Source organism: Microbacterium sp. SORGH_AS_0862, from assembly GCF_030818795.1.
Classification (GTDB): domain Bacteria; phylum Actinomycetota; class Actinomycetes; order Actinomycetales; family Microbacteriaceae; genus Microbacterium.
Map to the genome: position 1 here is coordinate 2,893,288 of NZ_JAUTAY010000001.1, position 23,043 is coordinate 2,916,330.

At 69.3% G+C, this 23,043-nt stretch carries 27 protein-coding genes; 20 read left to right on the top strand and 7 right to left on the bottom strand.

Translation table 11 applies throughout. The features are described 5' to 3' along the window. Positions 1 to 442: 442 nt before the first annotated feature. Positions 443 to 799 carry a hypothetical protein gene (locus QE377_RS14150; RefSeq protein WP_307324400.1) on the bottom strand — a complete coding sequence of 119 codons (357 nt, stop codon included), beginning with the start codon at positions 797 to 799 and terminating at the stop codon, positions 443 to 445. Between the two features lie 32 nt (positions 800 to 831). On the opposite strand from QE377_RS14150, the gene QE377_RS14155 reads away from it, so the two are divergent. Both QE377_RS14155 and QE377_RS14160 read left to right on the top strand, forming a co-directional pair. Beyond that, positions 832 to 1,398, top strand: a complete 567-nt coding sequence (locus tag QE377_RS14155; protein WP_307324402.1) for a hypothetical protein — start codon at positions 832 to 834, stop codon at positions 1,396 to 1,398. A 52-nt stretch (positions 1,399 to 1,450) separates the two neighbouring features. Next, positions 1,451 to 1,867, top strand: coding sequence for a hypothetical protein (locus QE377_RS14160; protein WP_307324405.1), 417 nt, complete (start codon positions 1,451 to 1,453; stop codon positions 1,865 to 1,867). Positions 1,868 to 1,921: 54 nt separating this feature from the next. Here QE377_RS14160 and QE377_RS14165 read toward each other — a convergent pair whose 3' ends face one another. Continuing rightward, on the bottom strand, positions 1,922 to 2,254 hold the full coding sequence (locus QE377_RS14165) for a hypothetical protein (RefSeq protein ID WP_307324408.1): 333 nt from the start codon (positions 2,252 to 2,254) through the stop codon (positions 1,922 to 1,924). A 306-nt stretch (positions 2,255 to 2,560) separates the two neighbouring features. On the opposite strand from QE377_RS14165, the gene QE377_RS14170 reads away from it, so the two are divergent. Beyond that, complete coding sequence (locus QE377_RS14170) at positions 2,561 to 2,782, top strand: hypothetical protein (protein WP_307324410.1); 222 nt, start codon at positions 2,561 to 2,563, stop codon at positions 2,780 to 2,782. Positions 2,783 to 3,068: 286 nt separating this feature from the next. After that, entirely contained in the window at positions 3,069 to 3,500 is a 432-nt protein-coding gene (locus QE377_RS14175; RefSeq protein WP_307324413.1) for a hypothetical protein, read from the top strand. A 15-nt stretch (positions 3,501 to 3,515) separates the two neighbouring features. On the opposite strand, the gene QE377_RS14180 is transcribed toward QE377_RS14175, so the two are convergent. Continuing rightward, the gene (locus tag QE377_RS14180; RefSeq protein ID WP_307324415.1) at positions 3,516 to 4,070 is read right to left on the bottom strand and encodes a GrpB family protein; all 555 of its coding nucleotides are present in this window, start codon (positions 4,068 to 4,070) and stop codon (positions 3,516 to 3,518) included. A gap of 39 nt (positions 4,071 to 4,109) precedes the next feature. Then, entirely contained in the window at positions 4,110 to 4,604 is a 495-nt protein-coding gene (locus QE377_RS14185; RefSeq protein WP_307324416.1) for a hypothetical protein, read from the bottom strand. Positions 4,605 to 4,670: 66 nt separating this feature from the next. On the opposite strand from QE377_RS14185, the gene QE377_RS14190 reads away from it, so the two are divergent. From QE377_RS14190 to QE377_RS14205, 4 genes are read left to right on the top strand one after another with little or no spacing between them, the layout of a single operon-like run. Further along, positions 4,671 to 5,540 (top strand): FAD-dependent monooxygenase, encoded by an 870-nt coding sequence (locus tag QE377_RS14190; protein WP_307324419.1) that lies wholly within the window; start codon positions 4,671 to 4,673, stop codon positions 5,538 to 5,540. After that, positions 5,443 to 5,907: an FAD-dependent monooxygenase gene (locus QE377_RS14195; protein ID WP_307326035.1), complete on the top strand. Its 465-nt coding sequence runs from the start codon at positions 5,443 to 5,445 to the stop codon at positions 5,905 to 5,907. Before QE377_RS14190 ends, QE377_RS14195 begins: the two co-directional genes overlap by 98 nt. Further along, the gene (locus tag QE377_RS14200; RefSeq protein ID WP_307324421.1) at positions 5,904 to 6,383 is read left to right on the top strand and encodes a GNAT family N-acetyltransferase; all 480 of its coding nucleotides are present in this window, start codon (positions 5,904 to 5,906) and stop codon (positions 6,381 to 6,383) included. Before QE377_RS14195 ends, QE377_RS14200 begins: the two co-directional genes overlap by 4 nt. After that, complete coding sequence (locus QE377_RS14205) at positions 6,380 to 6,745, top strand: cupin domain-containing protein (protein ID WP_307324423.1); 366 nt, start codon at positions 6,380 to 6,382, stop codon at positions 6,743 to 6,745. Before QE377_RS14200 ends, QE377_RS14205 begins: the two co-directional genes overlap by 4 nt. A gap of 11 nt (positions 6,746 to 6,756) precedes the next feature. On the opposite strand, the gene QE377_RS14210 is transcribed toward QE377_RS14205, so the two are convergent. After that, positions 6,757 to 8,118 carry an MFS transporter gene (locus QE377_RS14210; RefSeq protein WP_307324426.1) on the bottom strand — a complete coding sequence of 454 codons (1,362 nt, stop codon included), beginning with the start codon at positions 8,116 to 8,118 and terminating at the stop codon, positions 6,757 to 6,759. Between QE377_RS14210 and QE377_RS14215 the strand changes: the two genes are divergently transcribed. From QE377_RS14215 to abc-f, 6 genes are all read left to right on the top strand, one after another. Then, complete coding sequence (locus QE377_RS14215; protein WP_307324429.1) at positions 8,108 to 8,554, top strand: TetR/AcrR family transcriptional regulator C-terminal domain-containing protein; 447 nt, start codon at positions 8,108 to 8,110, stop codon at positions 8,552 to 8,554. The two genes, QE377_RS14210 and QE377_RS14215, sit on opposite strands and share 11 nt — an antisense overlap. A 70-nt stretch (positions 8,555 to 8,624) precedes the next feature. Then, entirely contained in the window at positions 8,625 to 9,701 is a 1,077-nt protein-coding gene (locus tag QE377_RS14220) for a hypothetical protein (protein WP_307324432.1), read from the top strand. 91 nt (positions 9,702 to 9,792) lie between these two features. Then, positions 9,793 to 10,254: an aromatic ring-opening dioxygenase LigA gene (locus QE377_RS14225; RefSeq protein WP_307324434.1), complete on the top strand. Its 462-nt coding sequence runs from the start codon at positions 9,793 to 9,795 to the stop codon at positions 10,252 to 10,254. Positions 10,255 to 10,365: 111 nt separating this feature from the next. Further along, the gene (locus QE377_RS14230; protein WP_307324437.1) at positions 10,366 to 11,031 is read left to right on the top strand and encodes an alpha/beta fold hydrolase; all 666 of its coding nucleotides are present in this window, start codon (positions 10,366 to 10,368) and stop codon (positions 11,029 to 11,031) included. 500 nt (positions 11,032 to 11,531) lie between these two features. After that, entirely contained in the window at positions 11,532 to 12,380 is an 849-nt protein-coding gene (locus tag QE377_RS14235; protein WP_307324439.1) for a transposase, read from the top strand. A 27-nt stretch (positions 12,381 to 12,407) separates the two neighbouring features. Next, positions 12,408 to 14,048 carry a ribosomal protection-like ABC-F family protein gene (gene abc-f, locus QE377_RS14240; RefSeq protein WP_307324441.1) on the top strand — a complete coding sequence of 547 codons (1,641 nt, stop codon included), beginning with the start codon at positions 12,408 to 12,410 and terminating at the stop codon, positions 14,046 to 14,048. Here the strand turns inward: abc-f and QE377_RS14245 are convergent. Beyond that, a complete protein-coding gene (locus QE377_RS14245) occupies positions 14,035 to 14,583 on the bottom strand; it encodes a dihydrofolate reductase family protein (protein ID WP_307324445.1) in 549 nt (182 codons plus the stop codon). The two genes, abc-f and QE377_RS14245, sit on opposite strands and share 14 nt — an antisense overlap. A 32-nt stretch (positions 14,584 to 14,615) precedes the next feature. Continuing rightward, positions 14,616 to 15,035: a LysR family transcriptional regulator gene (locus tag QE377_RS14250; RefSeq protein ID WP_307324448.1), complete on the bottom strand. Its 420-nt coding sequence runs from the start codon at positions 15,033 to 15,035 to the stop codon at positions 14,616 to 14,618. A gap of 6 nt (positions 15,036 to 15,041) precedes the next feature. Between QE377_RS14250 and QE377_RS14255 the strand changes: the two genes are divergently transcribed. The 6 genes from QE377_RS14255 (at position 15,042) to QE377_RS14280 (ending at position 23,039) form a co-directional block, all read left to right on the top strand. Then, on the top strand, positions 15,042 to 15,455 hold the full coding sequence (locus QE377_RS14255) for a VOC family protein (RefSeq protein WP_307324451.1): 414 nt from the start codon (positions 15,042 to 15,044) through the stop codon (positions 15,453 to 15,455). Positions 15,456 to 15,534: 79 nt separating this feature from the next. After that, positions 15,535 to 16,536: a LacI family DNA-binding transcriptional regulator gene (locus tag QE377_RS14260; RefSeq protein WP_307324453.1), complete on the top strand. Its 1,002-nt coding sequence runs from the start codon at positions 15,535 to 15,537 to the stop codon at positions 16,534 to 16,536. Positions 16,537 to 16,713: 177 nt separating this feature from the next. Further along, complete coding sequence (locus tag QE377_RS14265; protein ID WP_307324456.1) at positions 16,714 to 18,018, top strand: MFS transporter; 1,305 nt, start codon at positions 16,714 to 16,716, stop codon at positions 18,016 to 18,018. Then, positions 18,015 to 19,562, top strand: coding sequence for a carboxylesterase/lipase family protein (locus QE377_RS14270; protein ID WP_373459564.1), 1,548 nt, complete (start codon positions 18,015 to 18,017; stop codon positions 19,560 to 19,562). The genes QE377_RS14265 and QE377_RS14270 overlap by 4 nt, the downstream gene beginning before the upstream one ends. Beyond that, a complete protein-coding gene (locus QE377_RS14275; protein WP_307324461.1) occupies positions 19,559 to 21,295 on the top strand; it encodes a glycoside hydrolase family 3 protein in 1,737 nt (578 codons plus the stop codon). The genes QE377_RS14270 and QE377_RS14275 overlap by 4 nt, the downstream gene beginning before the upstream one ends. Before the next feature lie 364 nt (positions 21,296 to 21,659). Next, positions 21,660 to 23,039 (top strand): HNH endonuclease signature motif containing protein, encoded by a 1,380-nt coding sequence (locus tag QE377_RS14280; RefSeq protein WP_307324464.1) that lies wholly within the window; start codon positions 21,660 to 21,662, stop codon positions 23,037 to 23,039. Positions 23,040 to 23,043 lie beyond the last annotated feature (4 nt).

The following is a 23,043-nucleotide window of genomic DNA, read 5'->3' on the forward strand; positions in this document are numbered from 1 at the left end:
AAGCCCGATCTGAGACCGGCCGCGCGTCACTCTCAGATCAGGAGCGCGGGATCCTTGCCATTCTCGACATGCGCCAGGAGGTCAGCTCTGGCGGATTCGGTTCTTACTTCCGGTACTGGGGCGGCGACACCGCCGAAGAGGCCTTGCGCGCTCTTCCGCTGTTCCTCGGCAGTGAATGGGAGAACGTCCTTCGTGAGGTGATGGGCGTCCTGGGAGATCCTTATCCGAGCGACATCGGCGCGCGTGAGGTTCGCCTCGAGGGGGCAGGGGTCGAGGAGCGTCTGCTCGTCCTCGATCAGCGGCTCTCCGCGTTGGAGACTGCTTCCGACGCTGACGTGCGCCTCGCGGCTGCGCTCGCGGCGATCCGGAGGCGACACCGTTCAGAGGGCTCTGGATGCCGAGCTGTGGCTTCCGGTCGAACGGATGACGCCGGCCGTCTAGCTCAGGATGCGGCGTCGCGTGCCCACCGTTCGCGCGGCGGCACCTCTTCCCACCGCTCCCGCAACGGCGCGTCGGCATCGACGGCCCGGTAGATCGGCGCTCCACGGATGCAGAGCCCCCAGAACCAGGTTCGGCCGCACGTCAGGCACTCCAGGTAGCTGATGATCGTGAACTTCAGATCGGACTCCGCCAGCGCGAGCATGTCGCCGAGTGCCACGTCGCCGCGGATGAACCGCATCCGGCCGTCGTTCACACGTCGCTGCAGCTCTTCGCTCGTGCGTTGGATGGCGATGTCGTGCGGAGGCCTTCCGTCGTTGTGCACGAGCGCGGTCTCGCAGACGTCGCAGCTCGCATCCATGGCCCCACCGTAATCGCGAATAGTCTGCACGCGTGATCCGTCGTATTGTCGCCGTCGTTGTGGCCGTCGCTGTTCTGGCGCTCAGCGGATGCGCGCAGTCCTACGACGGCGTCCTCTGGCGACAGATGGATGCCATGGAGGGCGGCCTCGTCGCCCGCATCACCGATCTGCGCGAGACCGGGGCGACGCGGGCGGATGCGGTGGCTGCCCTCAAACGGGACACGTACTGGGACGGCGGCACTGCGCCCACATCGCTCGGCCCCACGGCTCCGGCCGTTCTGACCCACAGCTACCGGTGGGAGTCTGGCGACGCGTCCTTCGTGGAAGAGATCGTGCTCGTGGTCGACGTCTTCGCCTCCTCGGGGCTCCGCGACGAGGCGCCGCGGCACGACGGCGACGTCGGCGCCGCGGCCGTCATGGCCTACGCCGGGCCGCCCGCCATCTATACGTGCTTCTCGGTCCGCATCCGGTTCCTCGACGACCGCCTCATGGACTGGCATCGCCCGTGGGACGATCCAGAGCAGCCGTGCCCCGAGGTGCTCGTGGACCGTCTGGGCGATGGCGCGCAGTACGTGCCGATCCACGAGTTCGACGGGTGACCACGGGGAATCCGTGATGCAGCGCACCCTGTGCTGCTGCCAGAGTGGGGGTATGACGCCTCGACGACGATTCGCCCCAGCTCTCGCGTTCGCCGCGGCAGCGCTGGCGCTCGCCGGTTGCACGAGTGCGGCCGGCTACTCCGATCTGGACAGCACCGAGACGCGAGGGCTGCCGGACACAGTGCCGGAGGATACGCTGGCGAATTTCGATCTCGAATCGATGAGATGGGTTGCCGAGCACCAGGGCACCGAGGTCTGGCTGGCGCGGGGGAGCAGACCAGCGGAGGTCTGCATCCTCTTCTCTCCTGATGACGATCACTGGGCGACAGGATGCGGGGGAGCAGGCGGACAGATGACAGTCTCGGGACGCGGTCCGCAGAGGTTCGTCGTCGTTCCCGACGGGCAGCCCGCCCCCGAGGGGTTCGTCGCGATCTCGCACAATGTCTACGCAGCGTCGACCGAAGAGTAATACGCGGAGATCCGTGAGGCATTCGGCCCGCTGTGCGCTCTGCGCCCGGGAGCGTCAGTCCTCCACGTGCCCCACGGACTTCGCCTCGAGGAACGCACAGAGTTCGGCGGCGACCGAGAGTTCCGCGGCGAGATGCTGCAACTCGAAGCTCGTGAGCACCGTCGTCTCCGTCTGCGGTTCCAACGTCACACGCCAGCGTGCGTCGCCGATCTCGATCGGCTCCATGTAGATCGAGATGTGCGCGGTGCGCAGCGGAACGAGCACGAGCCCGGTGTCACCGCCCTCGGATCCGTCTTGGACCGCGACCCGGATGAGGTCTCCCGCCTCGCGTGAACGGTGAAACTCGTCGAGCCAGGTCTCGAGCGTCGCTTTGCTTCTGAAGGGCACCGTGGGTCCTCGCGTTCTGCATGGGCGCGGACCTGCAGAACCGCGCCGTTGCCGCGATCGTAACCGGAAGAGCCGAAGAACTTCGCCAGAGGCGCACGATCCGTGGACAACAGTGGTGCGCGAAGCGCGGCGCGCCGACGTTTCGCCCAACCTGTGAGAGGTACATGTGGCAGGCGTAACGTCCGGCTATGGAGACACAGACACGAACGGGCGGCGCAGACGCCGCCACGCTGGGCCTCGGATCGGCGGCTCGAGATCGCCAACACGAACCTCGAGGAACTGCGTGACGGACTCGCCGCTGTCCTGATGGACCGACTGGCCGAGATCAGCGAGCGTGTGCGTGCCGTGCGCGACGCCGCGGACGTGCGCATGAAGGATGCGGCCGATCACGAGCACACGCGAGCAGGCGCCGTGGTCGCTCTTGCCGAGTCCGTGCGTTTCCGTGCGTCTGGGCAGTCGGACGCGGATGCGGCGCAGCTGTCCGAGTGGGACGGTGAGGGCGGTCACGAGCGTACGCCGCGCTCGTGATGGGGGCGGCGAGGGTCATGAACGAGTTCCGCGCGACCATGCCCCGAACCGCCCACGCTCCTCGCGGCGCGAGCGAGTTCACCGCACTCGCCTAGCGAGCGCGACGTGTTCGGCTGCCCGCTCGTCGAGCAGCGCAGCCGAATCGCCGGCCTGACGAGACGTGTCAGCTGCGGTTGCGGCGCGAGCGTTGATGGATGATGCCGGTCAGGGGCGCCCAGCGGGACGTGACACAGTAGGGGAGTGCTCCGCCTCGGTGATGGCATATCGAACCGAGAAGAGGGCGCACATGCCGACATGGTGGGAAGAACTGCTGCACATCACGACGGGTCGCGTCGGCCGTCACGCTGATCTGCCGGACCTGCGGCACCTGCCTTCGCAGCCGGTGGCGCTCGAGCGGACGCACTACATCGTCAACGACCGCGAGCGGCACGGCGACGAGCGTCGCACCTACGTCCTGCGTCGCGCAAAGCACTCGCGCCGCGACAGAGGAGGCATCTCGGTGACCTCGAACGGACGCGGCGTGGGATATCTCCCCGCCGCCGCGGCCCGCGAGGTGGGGCCGCTGATCGACCGTCTGGGCGGTGCCGCCGTCGTCAACGGCGCGGGCGCCAAGGACGGTGGCATCCGGCTCTGGGTCGACCTTCCAGAGATCGACAGCCTCCGGCAGTTCGTCGAGAGTGTCGAGCGCACGCATCCGGCGGCGTCCACCACGTCCTGAGAACGGTGCCGGCGGCTAGCGCCGAGCCGCCCGGGCGCGCTCCTTGATCGCATCGATGACAGCGGTCTTCGCATCCGCATAGGCGTTCATGTCCTCCCAGTCGCGCTGCATGAGCTCGCGCTTGGTCTGCTCATACAGCGCGCGATCCGCCGCATCCGTTCGCAGCCGGTCGCGCAGCAGGAGGTACTCGTCCACGGCGCGGGCGTCGTGCTCGTAGACGTGCACGTGCACGTTCCGCTCCGGTGTGCGCACCAGGCGGTGACCGGGCTCCCGTACGCGCAGCTCGTAGCCGGACCTGAGAAGCGCGTCCAGGTAGTCCTCTTCCGCGGTGATGTCCTCGACGGTCACGAGGACATCGATGATGGGCTTCGCGGCGAGACCCGGCACGGACGTCGAGCCGATGTGCGTGATCTCGACGTACCGGTCGGCGAGTGCCAGACGGATGCGGTCGCGATGCTCCGCGAACGCAAGGCGCCAGCTCGGGTCGTAGTCGCGGATGCCGACGGTCACCGGTTCCGGTCCGCCGACCAGCTCGAGCGATGTGACATCGGGACGGCGGCGACCGGGCATGGTTCATCATCGCGCGTCGCAGGCCGCACCGCGTGGGATCTACGCGGGGGAGACGACGCCGAGCTCTGCGGCGTCGCCGCGTAGCGCGCGCTTCGAGGTGAACCGCCAGCCGAGCGGAACCGCGACGGTCGCCGCGATCCACATCGCCACGGCGGGGACAGACACCGCGTTCATCCCATCGCCCGAAAGGTCGGACCAGGGTGCCGCGAAGGCGACGGTGGTCGTGCCGATGCCGACCACCGCGCCGAAGGCGGTGAACGCGACCAGGTGACGGGGGACGGAAGCGGTGCGCCGCATCATCCACCCCAGGGCGCACGCCAGTGGTGAACCGATGAGGAGTGCGGCGACCGACCACGGCACTGCGTACATGAGCGCGACCAGCGCACCCCAATGCAACATCGCCGTCGACGCGAGTGTCGACAGCAGCAGAAACCACAGCCACGCCCTGCACGCCCCGCGCGCGAACTCGCGGAACGTGAACGCCATCGGCGCGGCGTCCGTTCGCGGCGACGGCCTCGCGGGTGATGTGCTCACGGTCTGAACCTAGCAACGCGCCACCTGACACTGGCCTCGCTTCCCCGCATCCGCGACACTGAGCGCATGCGCACCCTTCGCACCCAGGTCTGCATCGCCGGGGGAGGTCCGGCCGGCATCATGCTCGGGCTACTCCTCGCCCGTGCCGGGGTCGAGGTCGTCGTGCTGGAGAAGCACACGGACTTCTTCCGCGACTTCCGGGGCGACACGGTGCATCCGTCGACGCTCGACATCATCGACGCGCTCGGTCTGCGCAGGGGTTTCGACGCCATCGAGCACCGGCCGCTCGAGACGCTCGACGCCGTGGTGAACGGTGTGCGGCTGCACGCGATCGATTTCTGCACCCTCCGCGGTGCGAACCGCATGCTGACGCTCATGCCGCAGTGGGATCTGCTCGATCTCCTCGCCGATGCCGCCCGGCGCGAGCCCTGCTTCACGCTGCTGATGGGCGCGGACGTGACGGATCTCGTGCGCACGGGCTCTCGCGTGAGCGGGGTGCACGCCGTGACAGCCGACGGTCCCCTCCGCGTCGACGCGGCACTCGTGGTCGCGGCCGACGGCCGCGGCTCGACACTGCGCGAGACGGTCGGTGTGTCGCCGGTGGTGACGGGCGTCGGCATCGACGTGCTGTGGTTCCGCGTGCCCGAGCCTGCGACGCTTGTGCCCGACACGCTCGCCTGGCTCTCCGGCAGCGGCATGCTCATCACGATCCCGCGGCCGGGGTACTTCCAGTGCGGGCTCGTGGTGGGCAAGGGCTCGTTCGGCGTGATCCGCGAGGGGGGGGATCGAGGCATTCCGGATGCGGGTGGCGCGGGCCGCGCCGCCGATCGCATCCGAGCTGGGTGCCGTCGCCTCCTTCGACGACGTCAAGCTCCTCTCGGTCGAGATCAACCACCTGCGGCGCTGGTGGCAGCCCGGCCTGCTGTTCATCGGTGACGCGGCGCACGCCATGTCCCCGGCGTTCGGCGTCGGCATCAACTACGCGATCCAGGATGCGGTCGCCGCGGCGCGCCTCCTCGTTCCCGCACTCGGCGATGGACCCGCTGCGATCGACCGGGCGTGTGCTGCGCTACAGCGCCGGAGAGTCCTGCCCACGCGCACGATGCAGCGTCTCCAGCAGGTCGTGCACCGCGCGATCGGACGCCCGCGGGCCCGCATCCTGCACAATCCGCCGACGCGCCGGGAGCGGATCGTGCTGCGCATCGCCATCCCGCTCGCGCGCCGCCTCCTGCCGCGCCTGGTGGGCTACGGCTTCCGCCCCGAACGCCTCCGGCCGAGCGATCGTCCTACGCTGGCTGCGTGAGTGACGACGACCGTTCCCGACTGGACACAGACGCCTTCATCCCTCGCGTCCGCATCCCGCTGGCGGGCGCCTACGAGATCGACACCGACCGCGACCGCATCGACCTCGAGCGGGTGCACGAGTGGCTGTCGACCGATGCGTTCTGGGCGATCGGACGTTCCTTCGACGTCGTGCAGCGCGCAGCTGCCGGCTCGGTGAACTTCGGTGTCTACGACCTGAGAGGCGCGCAGGTGGGTTACGCCCGCGTCGTCACCGACGGCGTCACCTTCGGATGGTTGTGCGACGTGTACGTGGCACCCGAAGCGCGCGGCCGCGGGCTGGGCAAGGCCCTGGCTTCCGCCGTGGTGGATGCGATGCGCCCGCTCGGTCTGAAGCGCCTCATGCTCTCGACGCTCGACGCGCACGAGCTCTACGCCCGCGTGGGCTTCGAACCGTTCCCCGACCCCGGCCGCCTCATGGTCATCGGCCCTTCATGATGGGCGAGGAGCTCACGCCGGTCAGCCGCCAGAGTGCCGCGCATTACAGCTGGGGCGAGGTGTCCGAGGGATGGCGCCTCGTCGACGGCCCCGACCTCTCGGTCATCGAGGAACGGGTGCCCGCGGGGGCGGGGGAGCAGTGGCATGTCCACGACACCGCGCGACAGTTCTTCTATGTTCTCGAAGGTCGTGCTCACCTGCACACCGCTGACGGCGTCATCGACTTCTCGGTGGGCGAGGGTGTCGAGGTTCCGGCCGGCGTGCCGCATCGCTTCGCGAACCCGGGACCCGCGGACGTTCGGTTCCTCGTGGTGAGCGCGCCCTCGACGCGTGGGGATCGCCGCGCGGTCGACGCTCCCTGACGCGCGGATCCTCACTCCACCTCGGCGACCGCCGTCCGCGGGAGAAGCGGCACGGCGAGCAGGCACACGGCGACGACCACCAGCAAGGCCACGAGCGTCACCGAGACGGCGCCGATGTCCCCGGTGGGAAGGAGCGTGAGGAAGATGCTCGTGACGAGCGCCGATCCGATGCCGTTCGCCACCTGCTGCACGGCGCTGAGCGACCCGCTCGCCGACCCCGCATCCTGCGCGTCGACGTCGCCGAGTGCGGTGTTGAAGATCGAGCTGAAGCAGATCCCCGCACCGACGCCCATCAACAGGGTCGCCACGGCGAGCTGCCACCACGCCACGCTCGTGCCCGCGATCGTGACGAACAACAGCATGAGGCCGATACCGGCGAGCACGGCCACGAGGCCGAGGACGACGAGTCTCCGGGCGAGCTTGACGATGAGTGCCGCGGCGATGCCGGATCCGCCCATGATCCCGATCGTCAGGGGGATGAGGCTGAGCGAGGTCTGGGTCGGGGTGTAGCCGAGGCTGAACTGGAAGAACAGCGAGATGACGTACATCAGTCCGCTGAAGGCCGCGAAGACGAGCAGGCCGACAATGAGTCCCGCCGTGAAGCCGCGGTTGGCGAGCAGGCTGCGAGCCAGCAGCGGCTCGCTCGTCCGGGCCTGACGCCAGACGAAGCCGGCGAAGACCACGGCGCCCACCGCGATAGCCGACAGCGCGAGCGCGCTCCATCCTTCGCTCGATCCCTCGATGAGGCCGAACAGGATGGCGAACAGCGCGACGACGAGCAGCACGCTGCCCAGCACGTCGATGCGGTTTACGGGGCGCGCGGGGACGTGGGGCAGGTACTTCACGGCCATGACGAGGGCGATCCCGCCCAGGACGAGGTTGATGAGGAAGACCGGTCGCCACTGCAGACCGAACAGATCCGCGTCGATCAGCAGACCGCCGAGGATCGGACCTGCCACCGCGAAGACGCCGAGCATGGGCGCGAAGACGCTGAACGCCTTCTGCAGCATCGGCTTCGGGAAGGTGGCCGTCATGATCGCCATGCCCTGAGGGATGAGAAACGCTCCGAACAGACCCTGCCCCACGCGCGCCGCGACCAGTATCTCCGGTGTGGGAGCGAGTCCTGCGACAGCGGATGCGGCGATGAATCCGCTCATCCCGACGAGGAAGGTGCCGCGCTGGCCGAACTTGTCTCCGACCTTCCCGCCGAGAACGAGAAGCGAACCGAGTGCCAGGGCGTAGGCGGCGCCGAGCCACTTGATCAGGCTCGCATCCGCACCCAGATCGGCCACGATCGATGGCGCCGCGATGTTCGTGATGGTCGAGTCGACGAGATCCATGGCATCCGCCAGGAGAACGACGATGAGCGTCAACCACAGCGAGCCGTGGCGAGACCGTCTAGAGCGCGTGCTCGACGACTACGCGCGGCTGTTGGCGAGCCAGCCGGGTCTCGCATCTGCGGCGCTCACCACGTGGCCGGACGGCATTCACTACCTCGACCTGCTCGAACTCCTGATGCGGCTCCTCCGCTCGGCAGGGGTCGACGGTGAGGACGCGGCGCGCGGCGTCGATCTGCTTCTGCAGCACGCCACCGCATCCGCGGCCGAGTGGGCGGCGCGTGCGAGCGGCGGGCAGGAGCTGTCCGATCTCACCCAGATCCTGGATGCGGCACAGCCGCGCCGCCATCCCGAGCTGCGTGCAGCAGGAGCGGCGTTGTTCACGGCGGGGAGCCCCGAGGAGCGCAGCCGCTGGGCGACGCGCGCGATCGTGAACGGCATCCTCTCGAGTGCGCGGGGCGAGGGGGCCTGATCTGCGAATCGCACGGCCGCAGGCCGCGGGCGAGCCTTGACATGAACGCGGCGATCCTAGGATGACGCGCGTGACCGTCGACATCGCTCCGTTGACCTCGCGGATCGATCGTCGGCAGCTCCGCGACTACCGGCGCTCCCTTCCGTCCACTGTCCGTCCGCGGTTGGCCGGCGTCCTGACACGCGCCGTGGTCCTCATCGCCTTCCCGCTGGCGCTTCTCGTGATGTGGCTGGTGATCCTTGACGGGTCGTTCTTCGCCGACGAGGACTGGGGGCTGATCGTCATCCTCTTTCCGCTCGCGATACCGCCTGTGATCGGCGTGGTGGTGCTCGTGGACGCGGTCCGGCGCCGAATGGGAGTGCGTCCGTACCGGCTGAACGGCTTCGCCGACGCCAATGGATTCACTTACGAACCGTACGCGCCGGCCCCGCCCCTGCCGGGGGTGATCTTCACACGGCCCGGGCAGTCATCTGCGTTCGTCACCGACATCCTTCGGCGCCGCGCGGGATATGCGCTGGAGATCGGCAATCACACATGCACGACGGGCTCGGGCAGGAGTACGAGCACGTATCGGTGGGGCTATGCGGCGATGCGCCTTCCCGTCGCGTTGCCGCGCATCGTGCTCGACGCGCACGGCAACAACACAATCGGTCGGCCGAGGCTGCCGATCGCCTTCGCGAAGAACCAGCGTCTGTCCCTCGAGGGCGACTTCGACCGCTTCTTCACCCTCTACTGCCCGGACGGGTACGAGACGGATGCGCTGTATCTCTTCTCGCCCGACACGATGGCGGTCTTCGTCGACGAGGCGGCTCGTCTCGACGTCGAACTCGTCGACGACTACCTGTTCCTCTACTATCCCGGTCAACTCGCGACACTCGATCCGGCGCTGTGGGAGCGGCTGCTGACCACCGTGGACGCCCTCTCCGAGCGGTTGCTGCGGTGGGAAGGTTGGCGGGATGATCGCCTGCAGCACTCGGCCGATCTCGCGGGCGAGCTCCCCAGCGGGCCGGGGCGCGGCCGTGGGGTCGCGCGGCAGGGGCGCCGGCTGTCGGTCAAGGAGGACTGGTGGTGGGTTCTCGGGGCCGCGTTCGCCGTCTTCGGGTTGGTCAATCTCATCCATGATCTGATCGTCGGGTGGTTGCCGTGACCCGACCACCCGAATCACACGGCCGCGACTCGCGCGCCGCATCCGTCGGCCTGGGATGATGCACACGACAGTCTCCGTCGAAAGGACCCGCATGAGCACGCGCTCCGACCTCTCCTCCGTCCGTCGTGCCGGCGGCTACGCCATCGCCGCCGGCACGCTGTTCGCCGCCGTGGGCGCCGCCGCGTGGGCCACGGTCACGAGCCAGCTGCGTGCCGAGAAGATCACCGTGCCGGCGAACGCACCCGCGCTCGCCGGGGCGCCCGTCCAGGGCCCGGTCACCGCCTACATCGAGGCACAGGTCATCAAGGGCAACGCGGAGCGCGGTGCCGGTGGTCGCACTTACGCCGACATCAGCGCGGCGCTGCAGAAGGTCGAGAAGGGGAGCCAGGAGGAGACCGACCTGCGCAAGCAGAGTGCCGCCCTGTCCACCGCATCCGCCCTGCGTACCTCGCTGTTCACGTCCGTGCTGGCCTACGGCGTCTCAGCGTTCGCCGCGGGCATGGGCGGTCTGCTCGTCGTGATCGGCGGGCAGCTGCGCCGCGCCGGGCGCTGAGGCGACCGCATCCGCGGCTGGTAAATTCTCCGAGGCGATCACCGCTGCGGCACACGGTGCCCCGGTTCCCGATCGCCGTTTCGATCCCGCCTTCCGCGAGAGGACTCCCGCATGACGGACACCCAGATCTTCGAGCCCGACGGCCGCGCCATCCCGTTCGCGGTCGAGGGCGACGGTCCCGGCCTGGTGCTGCTGCCGGCGCAGGGCCTGAACATCGGCTACCTCGAGGCGCTCGGGCACTCCGTCGCGCAGGAGGACTTCCGTGTCGTGCGCATCGGCACGCGTCGCCCCACGGATGCGGCCGTCTCGCTGCATGAGCTCGCACAGGACGTCGTCGATGTGCTCGATCACCTCGGTATCGACCACGCCTGGATCGGCGGGCACGCCTTCGGCGGCACGGTCGCGCGTCTGGTCGCGATCGACCACCACGACCGGGTGAACGGCGTCCTTCTGCTCGGCGTCGAGGGGGCGGCCGGCTCCGACGAGCTCGACCTCTCCGACGCGCCGGAGGAGCTCCGTGACGCCGACGTCGACGGCCTGCAGCGCGCCGCCCGCGAGGCGCTCGGTGAGCTCCCCGCGCTGGCAGCCGGTGTTCCGGTGCTCGTGGTGCAGGGCGCGGACGACCGCATCACGCCCCCGTCGAACGGCGAGGACCTGCGTGCATCGGCGCCCGAGCTGGTGAGTGTCGTGAACGTCGACGGCGGCAAGCACCTGTTCCCCGCGACCCACACCGGCGCCGTGTCGTGGGCGATCGAGGACTACCTCGACTGGGACTGATCCCATACCTCGATGAGGGCCGACGCGTCTGCGGATGCGCGGCCCTTCGTCGTTCCTGCTTCCTCGTCCCAAGGGGCGTATCCGACCCCGAACTCCTGCAACCGAACTCCTGCAGACCGAGCGCCTGCGGCGTCGCGGCGGCGGCGCGCATCCGAATCTGCAGGAGTTCGGGCTGCGCGTCTGCGCGTCTGCGCGACGGACAGCCGAAGCGGGACGACACGTCGCCTCGCGCGCAACTCAGTTGGTGCCGTCGCTTTCGATACCGCGCGGGCCCGCCCGCCCCGGTTCTGGCTGCAGAGGGTCATGCGCCCGGCGCTTCCCGCGCCCGGCGCCTCCCGCGCCCGAACTCCTGCAATCCGAACCCAGTCGCCCACTGCTGTGCTCCCTGCGTGCTGTTTTGCAGGAGTTCGGACGGCCCACCGGAGTGAGCCGAGACGGGCGAACGCCCGTGCGAGGCAACGCCCGGCCGGCAGCCACCGGCGCCGCGGCAGAATGGGCCCATGGCCGCCGCATCCGGGAGTTCCGTCGACGAGGTCGCCGTCGCGCTGTACCGGTTGCCGCCCGACGCGTTCATCGCCGCCCGCGACCAGCGGGCAGCGACGGCGGATGCGGCCGACGCCGTACGGATCAAGGCGCTGCGCAAACCCGTCGTCGCTGCGTGGGCGGTGAATCTGCTCGTCGCCGACGGGCAGCTGGCGGAGGCCGTCGACCTCGCCGCCGCGCTCCGCGAGGCGCAGGACGATCTGGATGCGGCGGAGCTTCGCCGGCTCGGCACCCAGCGCCAGCAGCTCGTGGCGTCTCTGGCGAAACGCGCAGCGGCGCTCGCCGCGGGGGCGGGGCACCCGCTCGCCGATGCCGCCCGCGAGGCCGTCGCTCAGACGATCAACGCGGCCGTCATGGATGCCCGCGCCGCCGCGGCCGTCCTCACGGGGCGCCTCCGCAAGCCGCTGGATGCCGGAACGCTCGACGACCTCGACGCGGCGGAGGTCGTCGCGGGCTCCCCGCCCGGCGAGACGGCCGAGCGCCCCGCATCCGATCCCGACGAGCTCGCGGTGCGCCGTGCGCGCAAGGTGGCGGAACGCGCGGCGCGGGATGCGGAGCGCACCGCGACGGCTGCGGAACGGGAGCGGGTTGCCGCCGAGGCGGCCGAGCGCAAGGCGCGAGAGCACGCCGACCTGGTGCGCGAGCGGGTCGTCGAGGTCCGCGCGCAACTCGAGCGGCTCATGTCGGACGAGGAGGCGGCGGATAAGGAGCTCGCCCGTCGCGAGGAACGGCTGCGAGAGGCCGCATCCGCCTCGAAGGCCGCCGCGGCGGAGGCGGAGCGCGCCCGCGACGCGGTGCCGGACTAACCCGCGTCCGCCTGCGAGAATCGAGGGATGACCGCAACGCTCGTCGCCCATCAGCTCGCCGGCGGCTACGGCCATCGCACCCTGTTCGAGGGCCTCGAGCTTACGGTCGCCCCGAGTGACGTCATCGGTGTGGTCGGCGCCAACGGCGCCGGCAAGTCGACGCTCCTGCGCCTGCTGGCGGGTGTCGACCAGCCGCAGGGCGGCAGCGTCTCGCTCGCGCCTGCCGACGCCTTCGTGGGCTGGCTGCCGCAGGAGCACGAGCGCGTGGCCGGCGAGACCGTGTCGGCGTACATCGCGCGCCGCACGGGCTGCGCCCAGGCGACCGTGCAGATGGATGCGGCCGCCGCCGCCCTCGCCGACCCCGACGCGGTCGGAGCGGACGACGCGTATGCCACGGCTCTCGAGCGGTGGCTCGCGAGCGGCGCGGCCGACCTCGAGAAGCGCGTGCCGGCGGTGCTCGCCGACCTCGGGCTCCAGCTCGACGCCGACGTGCTCATGACCTCGCTCTCGGGCGGTCAAGCGGCGCGCGTCGGCCTCGCAGCGCTCCTGCTCAGCCGGTTCGACATCGTGCTTCTGGACGAGCCGACCAACGATCTCGACCTGGACGGCCTCGAGCGGCTCGAGACGTTCGTGCGCGGGCTGCGTGGCGGAGTGGTGCTCGTCAGCCACGATCGCGAGTTCCTCGCCCGCTGCGTCACGCGGGTGCTCGAGCTCGACCTCGCGCAGAACACGAACCGGCTCTACGGCGGCGCTTACGACGCGTACCTCGAGGAGCGCGCGACGGTGCGTCGGCACGCGCGCGAGAAGTACGACGAGTTCGCCGACAAGAAGGCGGACCTCGTCGCCCGCGCCCGCACGCAGCGGGAGTGGTCGAGTCAGGGCGTGCGCAATGCGATGAAGAAGTCGCCCGACAACGACAAGATCAAGCGCAAAGCGTCGATGGAGTCGAGCGAGAAGCAGGCGCAGAAGGTGCGCCAGATGGAGAGCCGCATCGCCCGGCTCGAGGAGGTCGAGGAGCCGCGCAAGGAGTGGCAGCTCGAGTTCACGATCGGCTCGGCGCCGCGCTCCAGCACGGTCGTCGCGACCCTGTCGGACGCCGAGTTCCACCAGGGCGACTTCGTTCTCGGCCCGATCTCGCTCCAGGTCAACGCGGGCGAGCGCATCGGCATCACCGGACCCAACGGCGCGGGCAAGTCGACTCTCCTGCGGGGTCTGCTGGGTCGTCAGCAGCCGGATGCGGGGCGCACCGCCCTCGGCGCGAACGTGCAGATCGGGGAGATCGACCAGGCCCGGGCGCTTCTCTCCGGCGCTCGACCGCTTGCCGAGGCATTCGGCGATCTTGTGCCCGAAATGGCCGCCGCCGAGGTGCGCACGCTGCTTGCCAAGTTCGGACTCAAGGCCGACCACGTCACCCGTGCCGTCGACGAACTCTCGCCGGGCGAGCGCACGCGCGCCGCAATGGCGCTGCTGCAGGCGCGGGGCGTGAACCTGCTGGTGCTCGATGAGCCGACGAACCATCTCGATCTGCCCGCGATCGAGCAGCTGGAGCAGGCGCTCGAGTCCTACGAGGGAACGCTCCTGCTCGTGACGCACGACCGCCGAATGCTCGCCGCCGTCGACACCGACCGCAACTGGCGCGTCGAGGCCGGGCGGCTCACCGAGCTGTAGCGCGGGGCACGTATCGCGACGCAACGGCTCCCGAGCCGTACTCGATCCGTCCGGTCAGCTCCAGATCGAGCGGTTCGCTCAGCCCGTCGAAGAGCCTCGGGCCGTGACCGGCGACACGCGGGTGAACGACGAACTCGTACTCGTCGATGAGGCCCAGCCCGGCGAGAGCCGTGGGAAGCATCACGCCGCCCGTCGCGACGTCCGCATCCCGCTTCAGTTCGCGCACGGCGGCGGCCAGATCGCCGTGCAGGAGCTCGGCGTTCCAGTCGACGTCCTCCAACGTGCGTGACACCACGTACTTGCGGGCGGCGTCGATCGTGCGTCCGAACGGCTTCATCCACTCGGGGAGAGCGTCGGATGCGGGTGGTCGCCACGCATCCTGCATCATCTCGTACGTGACGCGACCGAACAGCAGCACATCCGCCCGCGCAATGTACTCGGCCGCACGCCGGTGCAGCTCCTCGTCCGGAGTCGCGGAGCGGTGATCGACGCATCCGTCGAGTGTGACGTTGATCGAGTAGCGCAGCATGCCCATGGCGTCAGGGTAGGGCGGTCGGGCGCTCGCGGCTAGCGCCCCTGGCGCTTCTTGTAGGGCTTCGGCTGCCCCTTCACGATGGGGGCGCGGCCCTTGCCCTTCGACGCCTTGGCCTTTCCGCCGCCGGAGGCCTTCGGCCGTGTCGCCGCGGCGGGCGCGTCGGCGATGCGAGCGCGCGCCTCATCGAGCAGGAGCGCGCCGGCGGGGGTGAGACGAGTGGGGGCGTCACGGATGACGAGCGGCTGGCCGACCTCCTCCTCGAGCTTGTCGACGGCGCTGTAGAGCGCCGGCAGAGAAACGCCCAGTGCCTGCGCCGCGCGCGGGAAGTGCAGATGCTCGGCGAGAGCGACGAACCTCACCAGGTGCTCGAGCTTCATGGGGGCCTTCCGATCGCCGACGTTCCATTGTCGCAGCAGGTCCTCGTGTGCCGTGTCGGCGGATGCTGAGACCATCGACTCATGCCGATCTTCGATCACCTGGGAATCACCGTCGAGGACGTGCCGAGTGCGACTGCGCAGTTCGATCCGATCATGGCGGCGCTCGGGTACACGCGGGAGGACGCCGAGACGTCGGTCGCCTGGTGGCGCGATGGCGAGACCGAACTCATCCTCATGCCGGCGCGCGAGAGCGGGTCCGGACCGCACGTGCATGGCCGCGTCGGATGGCAGCATCTGGCCTTCGCCGTGGATTCGCGCGATGAGGTCGAGCGCCTGCACCAGATCGCCGTCGCGGCGGGGTGGGTCGCGGTGCGCGATCCGAAGGAGTATCCGCGTTTCACCGAGCGGTACTACGCGTCGTTCCTCGAAGACGCCAACGGCATCCGCATCGAGTTCATGCACAATCCGCCCCGCGGCGCCGTCAGCGGGGAATGACGGAGGCGGCGCGCGGTGCAAGGCAGTGCCCGTTATCCGCCGGCGCGAGGTGCGCTCGATTGCGCGAGAGAATGCAGAGGTGATCGATCGTAAGCCGGTGACGAGTGCCGACGTAGCCAGGGCCGCAGGCGTATCGCGAACGACGGTGTCGCTCGTGCTGAACGGCGTGGACACGATCTCGCTCGCCGACTCCACGAAAGCCCGGGTTCGCCGTGCCGCGGAAGAGCTCGGCTACGTTCCGCATTCGGGCGCTCAAGCACTGCGCTCGGGATACTCGGGCGTCGTGCTGATGCCGTCCGCCGCAACGGCACTCGGTCGCATCGTCGCCGCGTGGACGACGGATCTTGAGGATGCCCTCAACGCCCTCGGTCTGACTTTCGTGATCTATGGAAGCAGGGGACTCGGTCCGGTGGACGCGGCGCGAGCCTGGTCGCGGTTGCGGCCTGTCGCGGTGCTGACCCTGGGGTCCACGCCGCTGACACCTGAGGCTTCAGAGGTGATGCGCACGAACGGCACGCGAGCGCTTCTCTCCACGGGAGAGCATCCGATCGAGGGCACGCACGTGCTCGTCACCGGTCAGGCTGATGCCGGCGCCGTCGCCGTCGAGCACCTCGTGGACCGTGGGCGTCGCCGCATCGGCATCGTGACGCCGCGCGCCCGCGGCTTGGAGGCGATGGGGCGGGAGAGGTTCACGAGAGCCGACGCTGTCGCGACGTCGCGAGGTGCCAGCACCCTTGAGCTGCCGATGTCGTACGACCGTGAGTCCGCGATCGCCACCGCGGATGCGGCTCTGGCTGCCGGGCTCGACGGCATCTATGCGTACGACGACGATTTTGCGCTGCTGCTGCTCGGTGCCTTCGCCCGAGCGGGGGTGGCCGTTCCTACCGACATCGCTGTCGTCGGTACGGATGACCTCGTCGAAGGCTCGCTCGCCAGTCCGTCCCTGTCCACGGTGCGGATCGCCTTCCCGCCGGCGGCAGATGTCGCGTCGATCGTCGAGGACATCATTCAGGGGAATCGGGAGAGCGGGGGGATCACGTTCGCGACTCCGCCCTCGATGATTGCGCGCGAAAGCAGCTGACCCCGCGCATTCCGTATCTGCAGCCTCCGCACACCGCCGCGCTCGCGACGATCTTCGGACGAGACCCGCCGTCGGCGCGCAGCGAAAATACAGGTGGCTCTCCCGAACTAACACGTGTTAGTCTCGCGTCTGCCAGCGAGATGCTGCGCTCTCATCCCTCAACGCAGAGGACAAGACATGCCCGACAACCCGACCACCACGACACCGGCTTCTCCCACGGAGGCCCCGCCCTCGGCGACGACGCACTACCGGATCGGTGCGCGTCTGAACACCTACCTCGTTTCGCTCCTGGTGACAGGCACGGTGCTGATGATGGCGCCGTCCGGCTTCGCCGGCGTGCTCCTTCCCGGAAAGATCTACGGCTTCTTCCCTGAGGATGCCGTGGCCCGAGACGCGGCCCTTGCGCAGGTGCTGGCCGTCGCTGCGATCTTCACGCTCGTCGCCCAGCCGCTCGTGGGCATGATCTCCGACAACACGCGCAGCCGCTTCGGCAAGCGCACGCCGTACATCCTCGTCGGAGCGATCGGGGGCCTCGCGTTCACCTACGGACTCCAGGTCGCCAATTCGGTCGTCACGGTCACCGTGTTCTGGGTCCTGGTGCAGATCTGCCTCAATGTGATCCAGGCTCCGCTGCAGACGACCGTTGCCGACCGCGTCCCTAACGAACGTCGGGGGATCGCCTCTTCGCTCATCGGTGTCACCGCGATCGTCGGCGGCACCTTGGGCGCGATCATCGCCGGTCGGTTGAGCAACGCGGTCGGGGATGCCAGCTTCACGATCCTGGGGCTCATCGTTCTGGTCGTCATGCTCGCGTTCGTCCTTGTCAGCCCGGACCGGTCCTCGAAAGGGGAGCCGCGCGAGCGAGTCACTGTCAAGGACTTCCTGTCGACCTTCTGGGTGAACCCCCGAACGGCGCCCGACTTCGCCTGGGCGTTCGCGGCTCGCTTCCTCATGATGCTCGGCTACTGGGCTGTGCAGGTCTTCCAGTTCAACCTGCTGCTGGCGTATGTCCAGCCCTCGCTCGAGTTCACGCAGGTGAACATCGAGATGGGAACGCTCGGCCTGATCACGATGGCGGGAGCGCTCGTCGCCTCGGTCCTCTTCGGGCGTCTGTCGGATCGCATCGGACGGCGCAAGCCCTTCGTCATCGGCGCGTCGATCGTCATGGCGATCGCGCTCGCCATTCCCATGCTCTCGCCGACTCTCGAGGCGTTCTACGTCTGGGCGGCGATCAACGGATTCGCATTCGGTGCGTACATGGCAATCGACATGGCGCTCATCATCGATGTTCTTCCCAACCCGGCGCGCTTCGGGAAGGACCTCGGCGTGATGAACATCGCGACCGTCCTTCCGCAGGCGATCGGCCCCGTCCTGGCCGCGGGGATCTCGGCGACCTGGGGATATCCGGCGCTCTTCGCCTGGGCGATCTTCTGGGTCCTGCTCGCGATCGTGTTCGTCCTCCCCATCAAAAAGGCCCGCTGAACCCCGCTTCTCAGCGATCAGAGAGTGACGACGTGAACGTGACGATTTCTACCGGAAAACTGGCCGGAGCGACCGGCTCCGACGGCGTGACAATGTTCTACGGGATCCCGTTCGCGGAACCTCCGGTCGGAGAGCGTCAGTTCGCTGCCCCCGAGCCCCGGTCGGTGTGGCGGGATGTCCGGGATGCGCGTCGGCCGGGGCCTACACCGCAACGACGTCCCTTCTCCGAGTTCAGCACGGTGCCCGAACCTTCCATCGCCGGTGACGACACGCTGCTCGTGAACGTGGCCACGACCGCTCCGGGTGATCTCGAGGCCCGAATGCCGGTGCTGGTGTGGATCCACGGGGGAGGCTACTTCGCCGGCAGCCCATCCTCACCGTGGTATCGAGGCGACGCGTTCGCGCGTGACGGCATCGTCGTCGTATCCATCTCCTACCGCCTGGGCGTTGTGGGATTCGGCGACGTACCCGGCGTGCCCGCCAATCGCGGAGTCCGGGACTGGATCGCCGCGCTGGAGTGGGTTCAGCGCGAGATTCACGTGTTCGGAGGGGATCCCACGCGAGTGACGATCGCGGGCCAGAGTGCGGGCGGCGGCGCAGTCATGACGCTGCTGGGGATGGAGTCGCAGCAGCATCTGTTCGCCCAGGCGATCGCACAGTCGCCCGCGATCGGGCTCATCGAGCCGGATACGGCGCGTGAGCGAGGGCGACGCGTGCGGCAGATCGGCGGATTCGATGCGGAGCGGCTGCGTCGGGGCGAGGTGGCGGAAGCCGCCATCCTGGACGCTCAGAAGGCGGCCATGGATGCCGAGGCGGATCTCGCATCGCAGATCGACGCGGCGTTTCGCGACGATCTCGCGCTGGGGACGGCGTTCGGCCCGGTCCGCGACGGTGAGCTTCTCGCGGAACAGACCGTCGAGTCTTTGCGTCGGGGCGTGGGAGGAAGTAAGCCGCTGCTGATCGGCACGACGCACGACGAGTTCGTCATGACGGCGTGGGGCGCGCAGGATCTGCTCGGATCGGCGGATGCGGTCGACTTCCTCGTGGCCCACGGACTCGCGCCGCGCTCGGCCCGCGACTACGCGGCCGCGAACGAGCTGACCGCCGCTCATGAGGCCCTCGGGCGGATGACCACCGACACCACGTTCCGCCGACCGGTGCGGGAGGTCGCCGGCATCGCGCGCCCGGGCGGCACGTGGCTCTACGACTTCCGATGGTCGAGCCCCGCCTTCGGCATCGCGATGCACTGCATCGACCTCCCCTTCATGTGGGGCGTCGCCGACGAGGAGTCTGCTCGGGCGCTCGTGGGCGACGCGCCACCCGCGGACCTCATGCGCACGATGCACGACGCGTGGGTGGCGTTCATTCGAACAGGTGACCCCGGGTGGCCGCGAAATCGCTCCGCGCAACCGCTCGGCATGGTCTTCGACGTCGAGAGTCGCGTCGCGCCCGACCCGTACGCGCAGGCTCGGATCCCCGCGCCCCGTCGGGAGGCGCGACTCTCGGCTGCGCCGGATTCCGAGGGCACGGAGGCCCTGGCGTGAGCGGCCGCGGCTCGGGCGTCGTGTCGGTCGATCTCGCGGCCGCTCCGTTCCATCTCGATGAGGACGCGATCGCATGGGTGAATCGCACGCGCGAGCAGATGTCGATAGAGCGGAAGGTCGGTCAGCTGTTCTGTCTTCTCGCGGTGCCGCCGACCCCCGAGCACATCGACGCGGACTTCGCCATCGCCGAGCCTGGCGGATACATGAGGCGCCCCGCTCCGCGAGAGCAGATCGTCGGCCTGAACAGGTACCTGCAGAGCAAGGCAACGGTCCCGCTGCTCATCGCGGCGAACATCGAGACCGGGGCCGAGGGGCTCGCGACGGACTCCACGTCGTTCGGCAGCCCGCTTCAGGTGGCCGCAACCGACGACGCGGACAATGCATATCGCATGGGATACGTCGCGGCACGAGAAGCACGCGCACTGGGGTGCCGGTGGGCCTTTGCGCCCATCCTCGACGTGCAGATGAACTTCCGAAACCCGATCGTGCTCACCAGAGGGTTCGGTTCGGATCCGGAACGTGTGTCCCGGATGAGTCGCCGGTTCGTGCGCGGTATCCAGGACGCGGGGGGAGCGGCCTCCATCAAGCACTGGCCGGGTGACGGCGTCGACGATCGCGATCAGCACCTTGTGACCTCGGTGAACACGCTCTCGGTCGCCGAGTGGGAGCGGACGTTCGGGGCGATCTACCGCGACGCGATCGACGAGGGCGCGTTGACCCTGATGTCGGCGCACATCGCCCTTCCCGAATACTCCCGCGCCCTTCGTCCCGGCATCCGAGACGAAGACATCCTCCCCGCGAGCCTGGCGCCCGAGTTGAATCTCGACCTGTTGCGCGGCCGGCTCGGATTCCGCGGGCTCATCGTCACCGACGCGAGCACGATGGCCGGGATGCAGCTGCCGATGCCGCGCCGTCGACTCGTGCCTGTTTCGGTCGCCGCGGGATGCGACATGTTCCTGTTCTCCACCGACTACGCCGAGGACTACGGGTACATGCTGGCGGGCGTGCATGACGGCACTGTCACGATCGAGCGTCTCGACGAAGCTGTCACGCGTGTTCTCGCGGTCAAGGCTGCGCTCGGCCTGCATCGGGCGACGACACTCGACGATCTCGTGCCCGACGACTATGACGCGGTGGACACGGATGCCCACGAACAGTGGGCGCGGGACTCGGCCCGGGCGGCGATCACGCTGGTGAAGTCCAAGGAGCCCGGCGTCCTCCCGCTTCGGCCGGAGAAGACACCTCGCATCCTGCTTTATTCACTGCGCAGCAGAGATGCCACGCTCGCTCCCGTCGAGCGCTTCATCGACGGCATGGAGGCGAGCGGGTTCACTGTCCGACATTTCGAGCCCGAATCTGCCGACCCGACGAACACCATGGTCCTCGGCAAGGACGGCGGCATCATCGGCCAGCAGCTGCGAGACGAGTTCGACGTCGTCATCTACCTCGCCGATGTGTGGCCGCATTCGAACGTTCCGACCGCCCGTCTCGACTGGGCTTACAAGACGGCGGCGAACGTTCCGAAGTACGTGACGGAGGTCCCCACGATCTTCGTCTCTCTCGGCAGTCCGTTCCATCTTCAGGACGTGCCCAGGGTGCGCATCTTCGTGAACGCCTACGCGCACAACGACGCGACGGTGGATGCGGTCGTCGACGCCCTCACCGGTCGAAGCCCGTTCGGTGGAATCAACCCGGTCGACCCGTTCTGCGGATACTGGGACGCGCGCCTGTGACCTGAGGCGCCGCCCACGGTCAAACCGTCGGGCACGCCGCTCCGGTGAGCTCCTGGGACACGGCCCAGCCAGCCGTCCGCTTCTTCTCGCGCTTGTGATTCTCCGGCCTGCGCAAGATCGCGACCTCTCATCGCTGGGGGAAGTCGGGGTGCGCACGCGATCGACGAAGCGCTTCGCGCATCGCGAGCTGGGGCACTGGAGCCGGAACGCCAGACGGTGGTGGATCCGGCGCAGTCGCCCTCCCTCCTCGTGCACACGGCGTCTCCGGGCTCGGAGAGTGCCGAGAAGCCGCGGCTTCTGACGGTCATCGGCGCGGGGGTCTGAGTCGGGGCGCGATGTCGGAGGTCCCGCCTAGCGTGGGGGTATGGACGAGGACGACACCTTCGACGACGACCGCCGCATCGCGCGGTCGTGGGAGGCGCCGCCGTCCGGGTTCGATGAGCCGGATCTGATCGACCAGGTCGTGGGTATGGCTTCGCTGGTGTCGTCGTTCGCCGCGCAGCGGGCGGTCGCGATCGCCGAGGCGCGCTCCGCGGCACTCATCGAGTCGGCCTCGCGCGGGGGAGACCGCGGCATCGCCGAGCGCTCGTTCCGGCTCGAACTCTCGCAGGCGCTGCGCGTGACCGAGTCGACGGCCGAGCGTCTGGTGTCGCAGGCGGTCGCGCTCACCGAGCGCTACGATCGCGTGCTCGACGCGTTGGGGCGCGGCGCGATCACGGAGCAGCACGCCCGCATCCTGGTCGACGCGGTGGATGCGGCAGAGGCGCCGCTGCGCGGTGAGCTCGCGACGCTCGCGCTCGAACTCGCCGAGCGGATGCCGGTCGGTCACTTCCGCTCCGCGGTCCGCGCGCTCGTCGAACGGGCGAGGGCGGTCTCGCTCGACCAGCGCCACGACGACGCGGTGCGCATGCGGCGCGTCTCGGTCGAGGCGGACGGCGACGGCATGGCCTGGCTGTCCGCGTATCTGCCGGCGGTCGAGGCTCGGGCGATCTTCCATCGGTTCACCGCGATGGGTGGCGCTCTCCTGGCGGCCGAGCGGGAGCACGCCGCCGGCGCTGACCTCGCCGAGACCAGCATCGGCGACGAGGTCGACGGGACGCTTGCGCCGCGAACGCTCGATCAGGTGCGCGCCGATCTGCTCGGCGATCTGCTGGTCGACGCGCAGGTGAGCGATCATCCCGAGGCGGTGCGGGGTGTGCGTGCCACCGTCGTTGTCACCGTGCCGGTGCTGTCGTTGCTCGACGATGATGCCGCGGTGAGGGCGCCGGCCGAACTCGACGGCGTCGGGCCCATCCCGATCGGCACCGCACGCACCCTCTGCGGAGCCGCGGACGGATGGATGCGGGTGCTGACCCACCCCGAGACGGGCGTCGTGCTTTCCGTGGGGCGCACGCGGTACCGCCCGCCGGTCGACCTGCAGCGCCTGGTGCGCTGGCGGGCAGCGCGGTGCACCGCGCCCGGATGTCGGATCGCCGCCGGCCGTTGCGAGATCGATCACACCGTGGCGTGGGAGCACGGGGGCGAGACGCGCGCCGACAACCTCACCCCGCTGTGCAAGGGACACCACACCGTCAAGCACCGCGGCGGATGGCAGACCCGACAACACCCCGACGGCGTGATCGTGTGGACATCACCCGCAGGTCGTCTCTACCGCGTCGAACCTGAGCGACGAACACCCCGCTTCGTCCCCGCGTCCGCGGGGAGGGCGTCCGGCGCGCCCGAGGGAGACGCGCCGCCCTTCTGAGTGG

Excerpts from the sequence above, each read along its gene's own strand:
- QE377_RS14215 (WP_307324429.1), top strand. The coding sequence starts at position 8,108 with ATGAGCGTCAACCACAGCGAGCCGTGGCGAGACCGTCTAGAGCGCGTG.
- QE377_RS14180 (WP_307324415.1), bottom strand. The coding sequence starts at position 4,070 with ATGCCCGGTCGCCGCCGTCCCGATGTCACATCGCTCGAGCTGGTCGGC.
- QE377_RS14205 (WP_307324423.1), top strand. The coding sequence starts at position 6,380 with ATGATGGGCGAGGAGCTCACGCCGGTCAGCCGCCAGAGTGCCGCGCAT.
- QE377_RS14265 (WP_307324456.1), top strand. The coding sequence starts at position 16,714 with ATGCCCGACAACCCGACCACCACGACACCGGCTTCTCCCACGGAGGCC.
- QE377_RS14190 (WP_307324419.1), top strand. The coding sequence starts at position 4,671 with ATGCGCACCCTTCGCACCCAGGTCTGCATCGCCGGGGGAGGTCCGGCC.
- QE377_RS14250 (WP_307324448.1), bottom strand. The coding sequence starts at position 15,035 with ATGGTCTCAGCATCCGCCGACACGGCACACGAGGACCTGCTGCGACAA.
- QE377_RS14160 (WP_307324405.1), top strand. The coding sequence starts at position 1,451 with ATGACGCCTCGACGACGATTCGCCCCAGCTCTCGCGTTCGCCGCGGCA.
- QE377_RS14230 (WP_307324437.1), top strand. The coding sequence starts at position 10,366 with ATGACGGACACCCAGATCTTCGAGCCCGACGGCCGCGCCATCCCGTTC.
- QE377_RS14235 (WP_307324439.1), top strand. The coding sequence starts at position 11,532 with ATGGCCGCCGCATCCGGGAGTTCCGTCGACGAGGTCGCCGTCGCGCTG.
- QE377_RS14225 (WP_307324434.1), top strand. The coding sequence starts at position 9,793 with ATGAGCACGCGCTCCGACCTCTCCTCCGTCCGTCGTGCCGGCGGCTAC.
- QE377_RS14280 (WP_307324464.1), top strand. The coding sequence starts at position 21,660 with ATGGACGAGGACGACACCTTCGACGACGACCGCCGCATCGCGCGGTCG.
- abc-f (WP_307324441.1), top strand. The coding sequence starts at position 12,408 with ATGACCGCAACGCTCGTCGCCCATCAGCTCGCCGGCGGCTACGGCCAT.
- QE377_RS14245 (WP_307324445.1), bottom strand. The coding sequence starts at position 14,583 with ATGGGCATGCTGCGCTACTCGATCAACGTCACACTCGACGGATGCGTC.
- QE377_RS14255 (WP_307324451.1), top strand. The coding sequence starts at position 15,042 with ATGCCGATCTTCGATCACCTGGGAATCACCGTCGAGGACGTGCCGAGT.
- QE377_RS14175 (WP_307324413.1), top strand. The coding sequence starts at position 3,069 with ATGCCGACATGGTGGGAAGAACTGCTGCACATCACGACGGGTCGCGTC.
- QE377_RS14170 (WP_307324410.1), top strand. The coding sequence starts at position 2,561 with ATGGACCGACTGGCCGAGATCAGCGAGCGTGTGCGTGCCGTGCGCGAC.
- QE377_RS14150 (WP_307324400.1), bottom strand. The coding sequence starts at position 799 with ATGGATGCGAGCTGCGACGTCTGCGAGACCGCGCTCGTGCACAACGAC.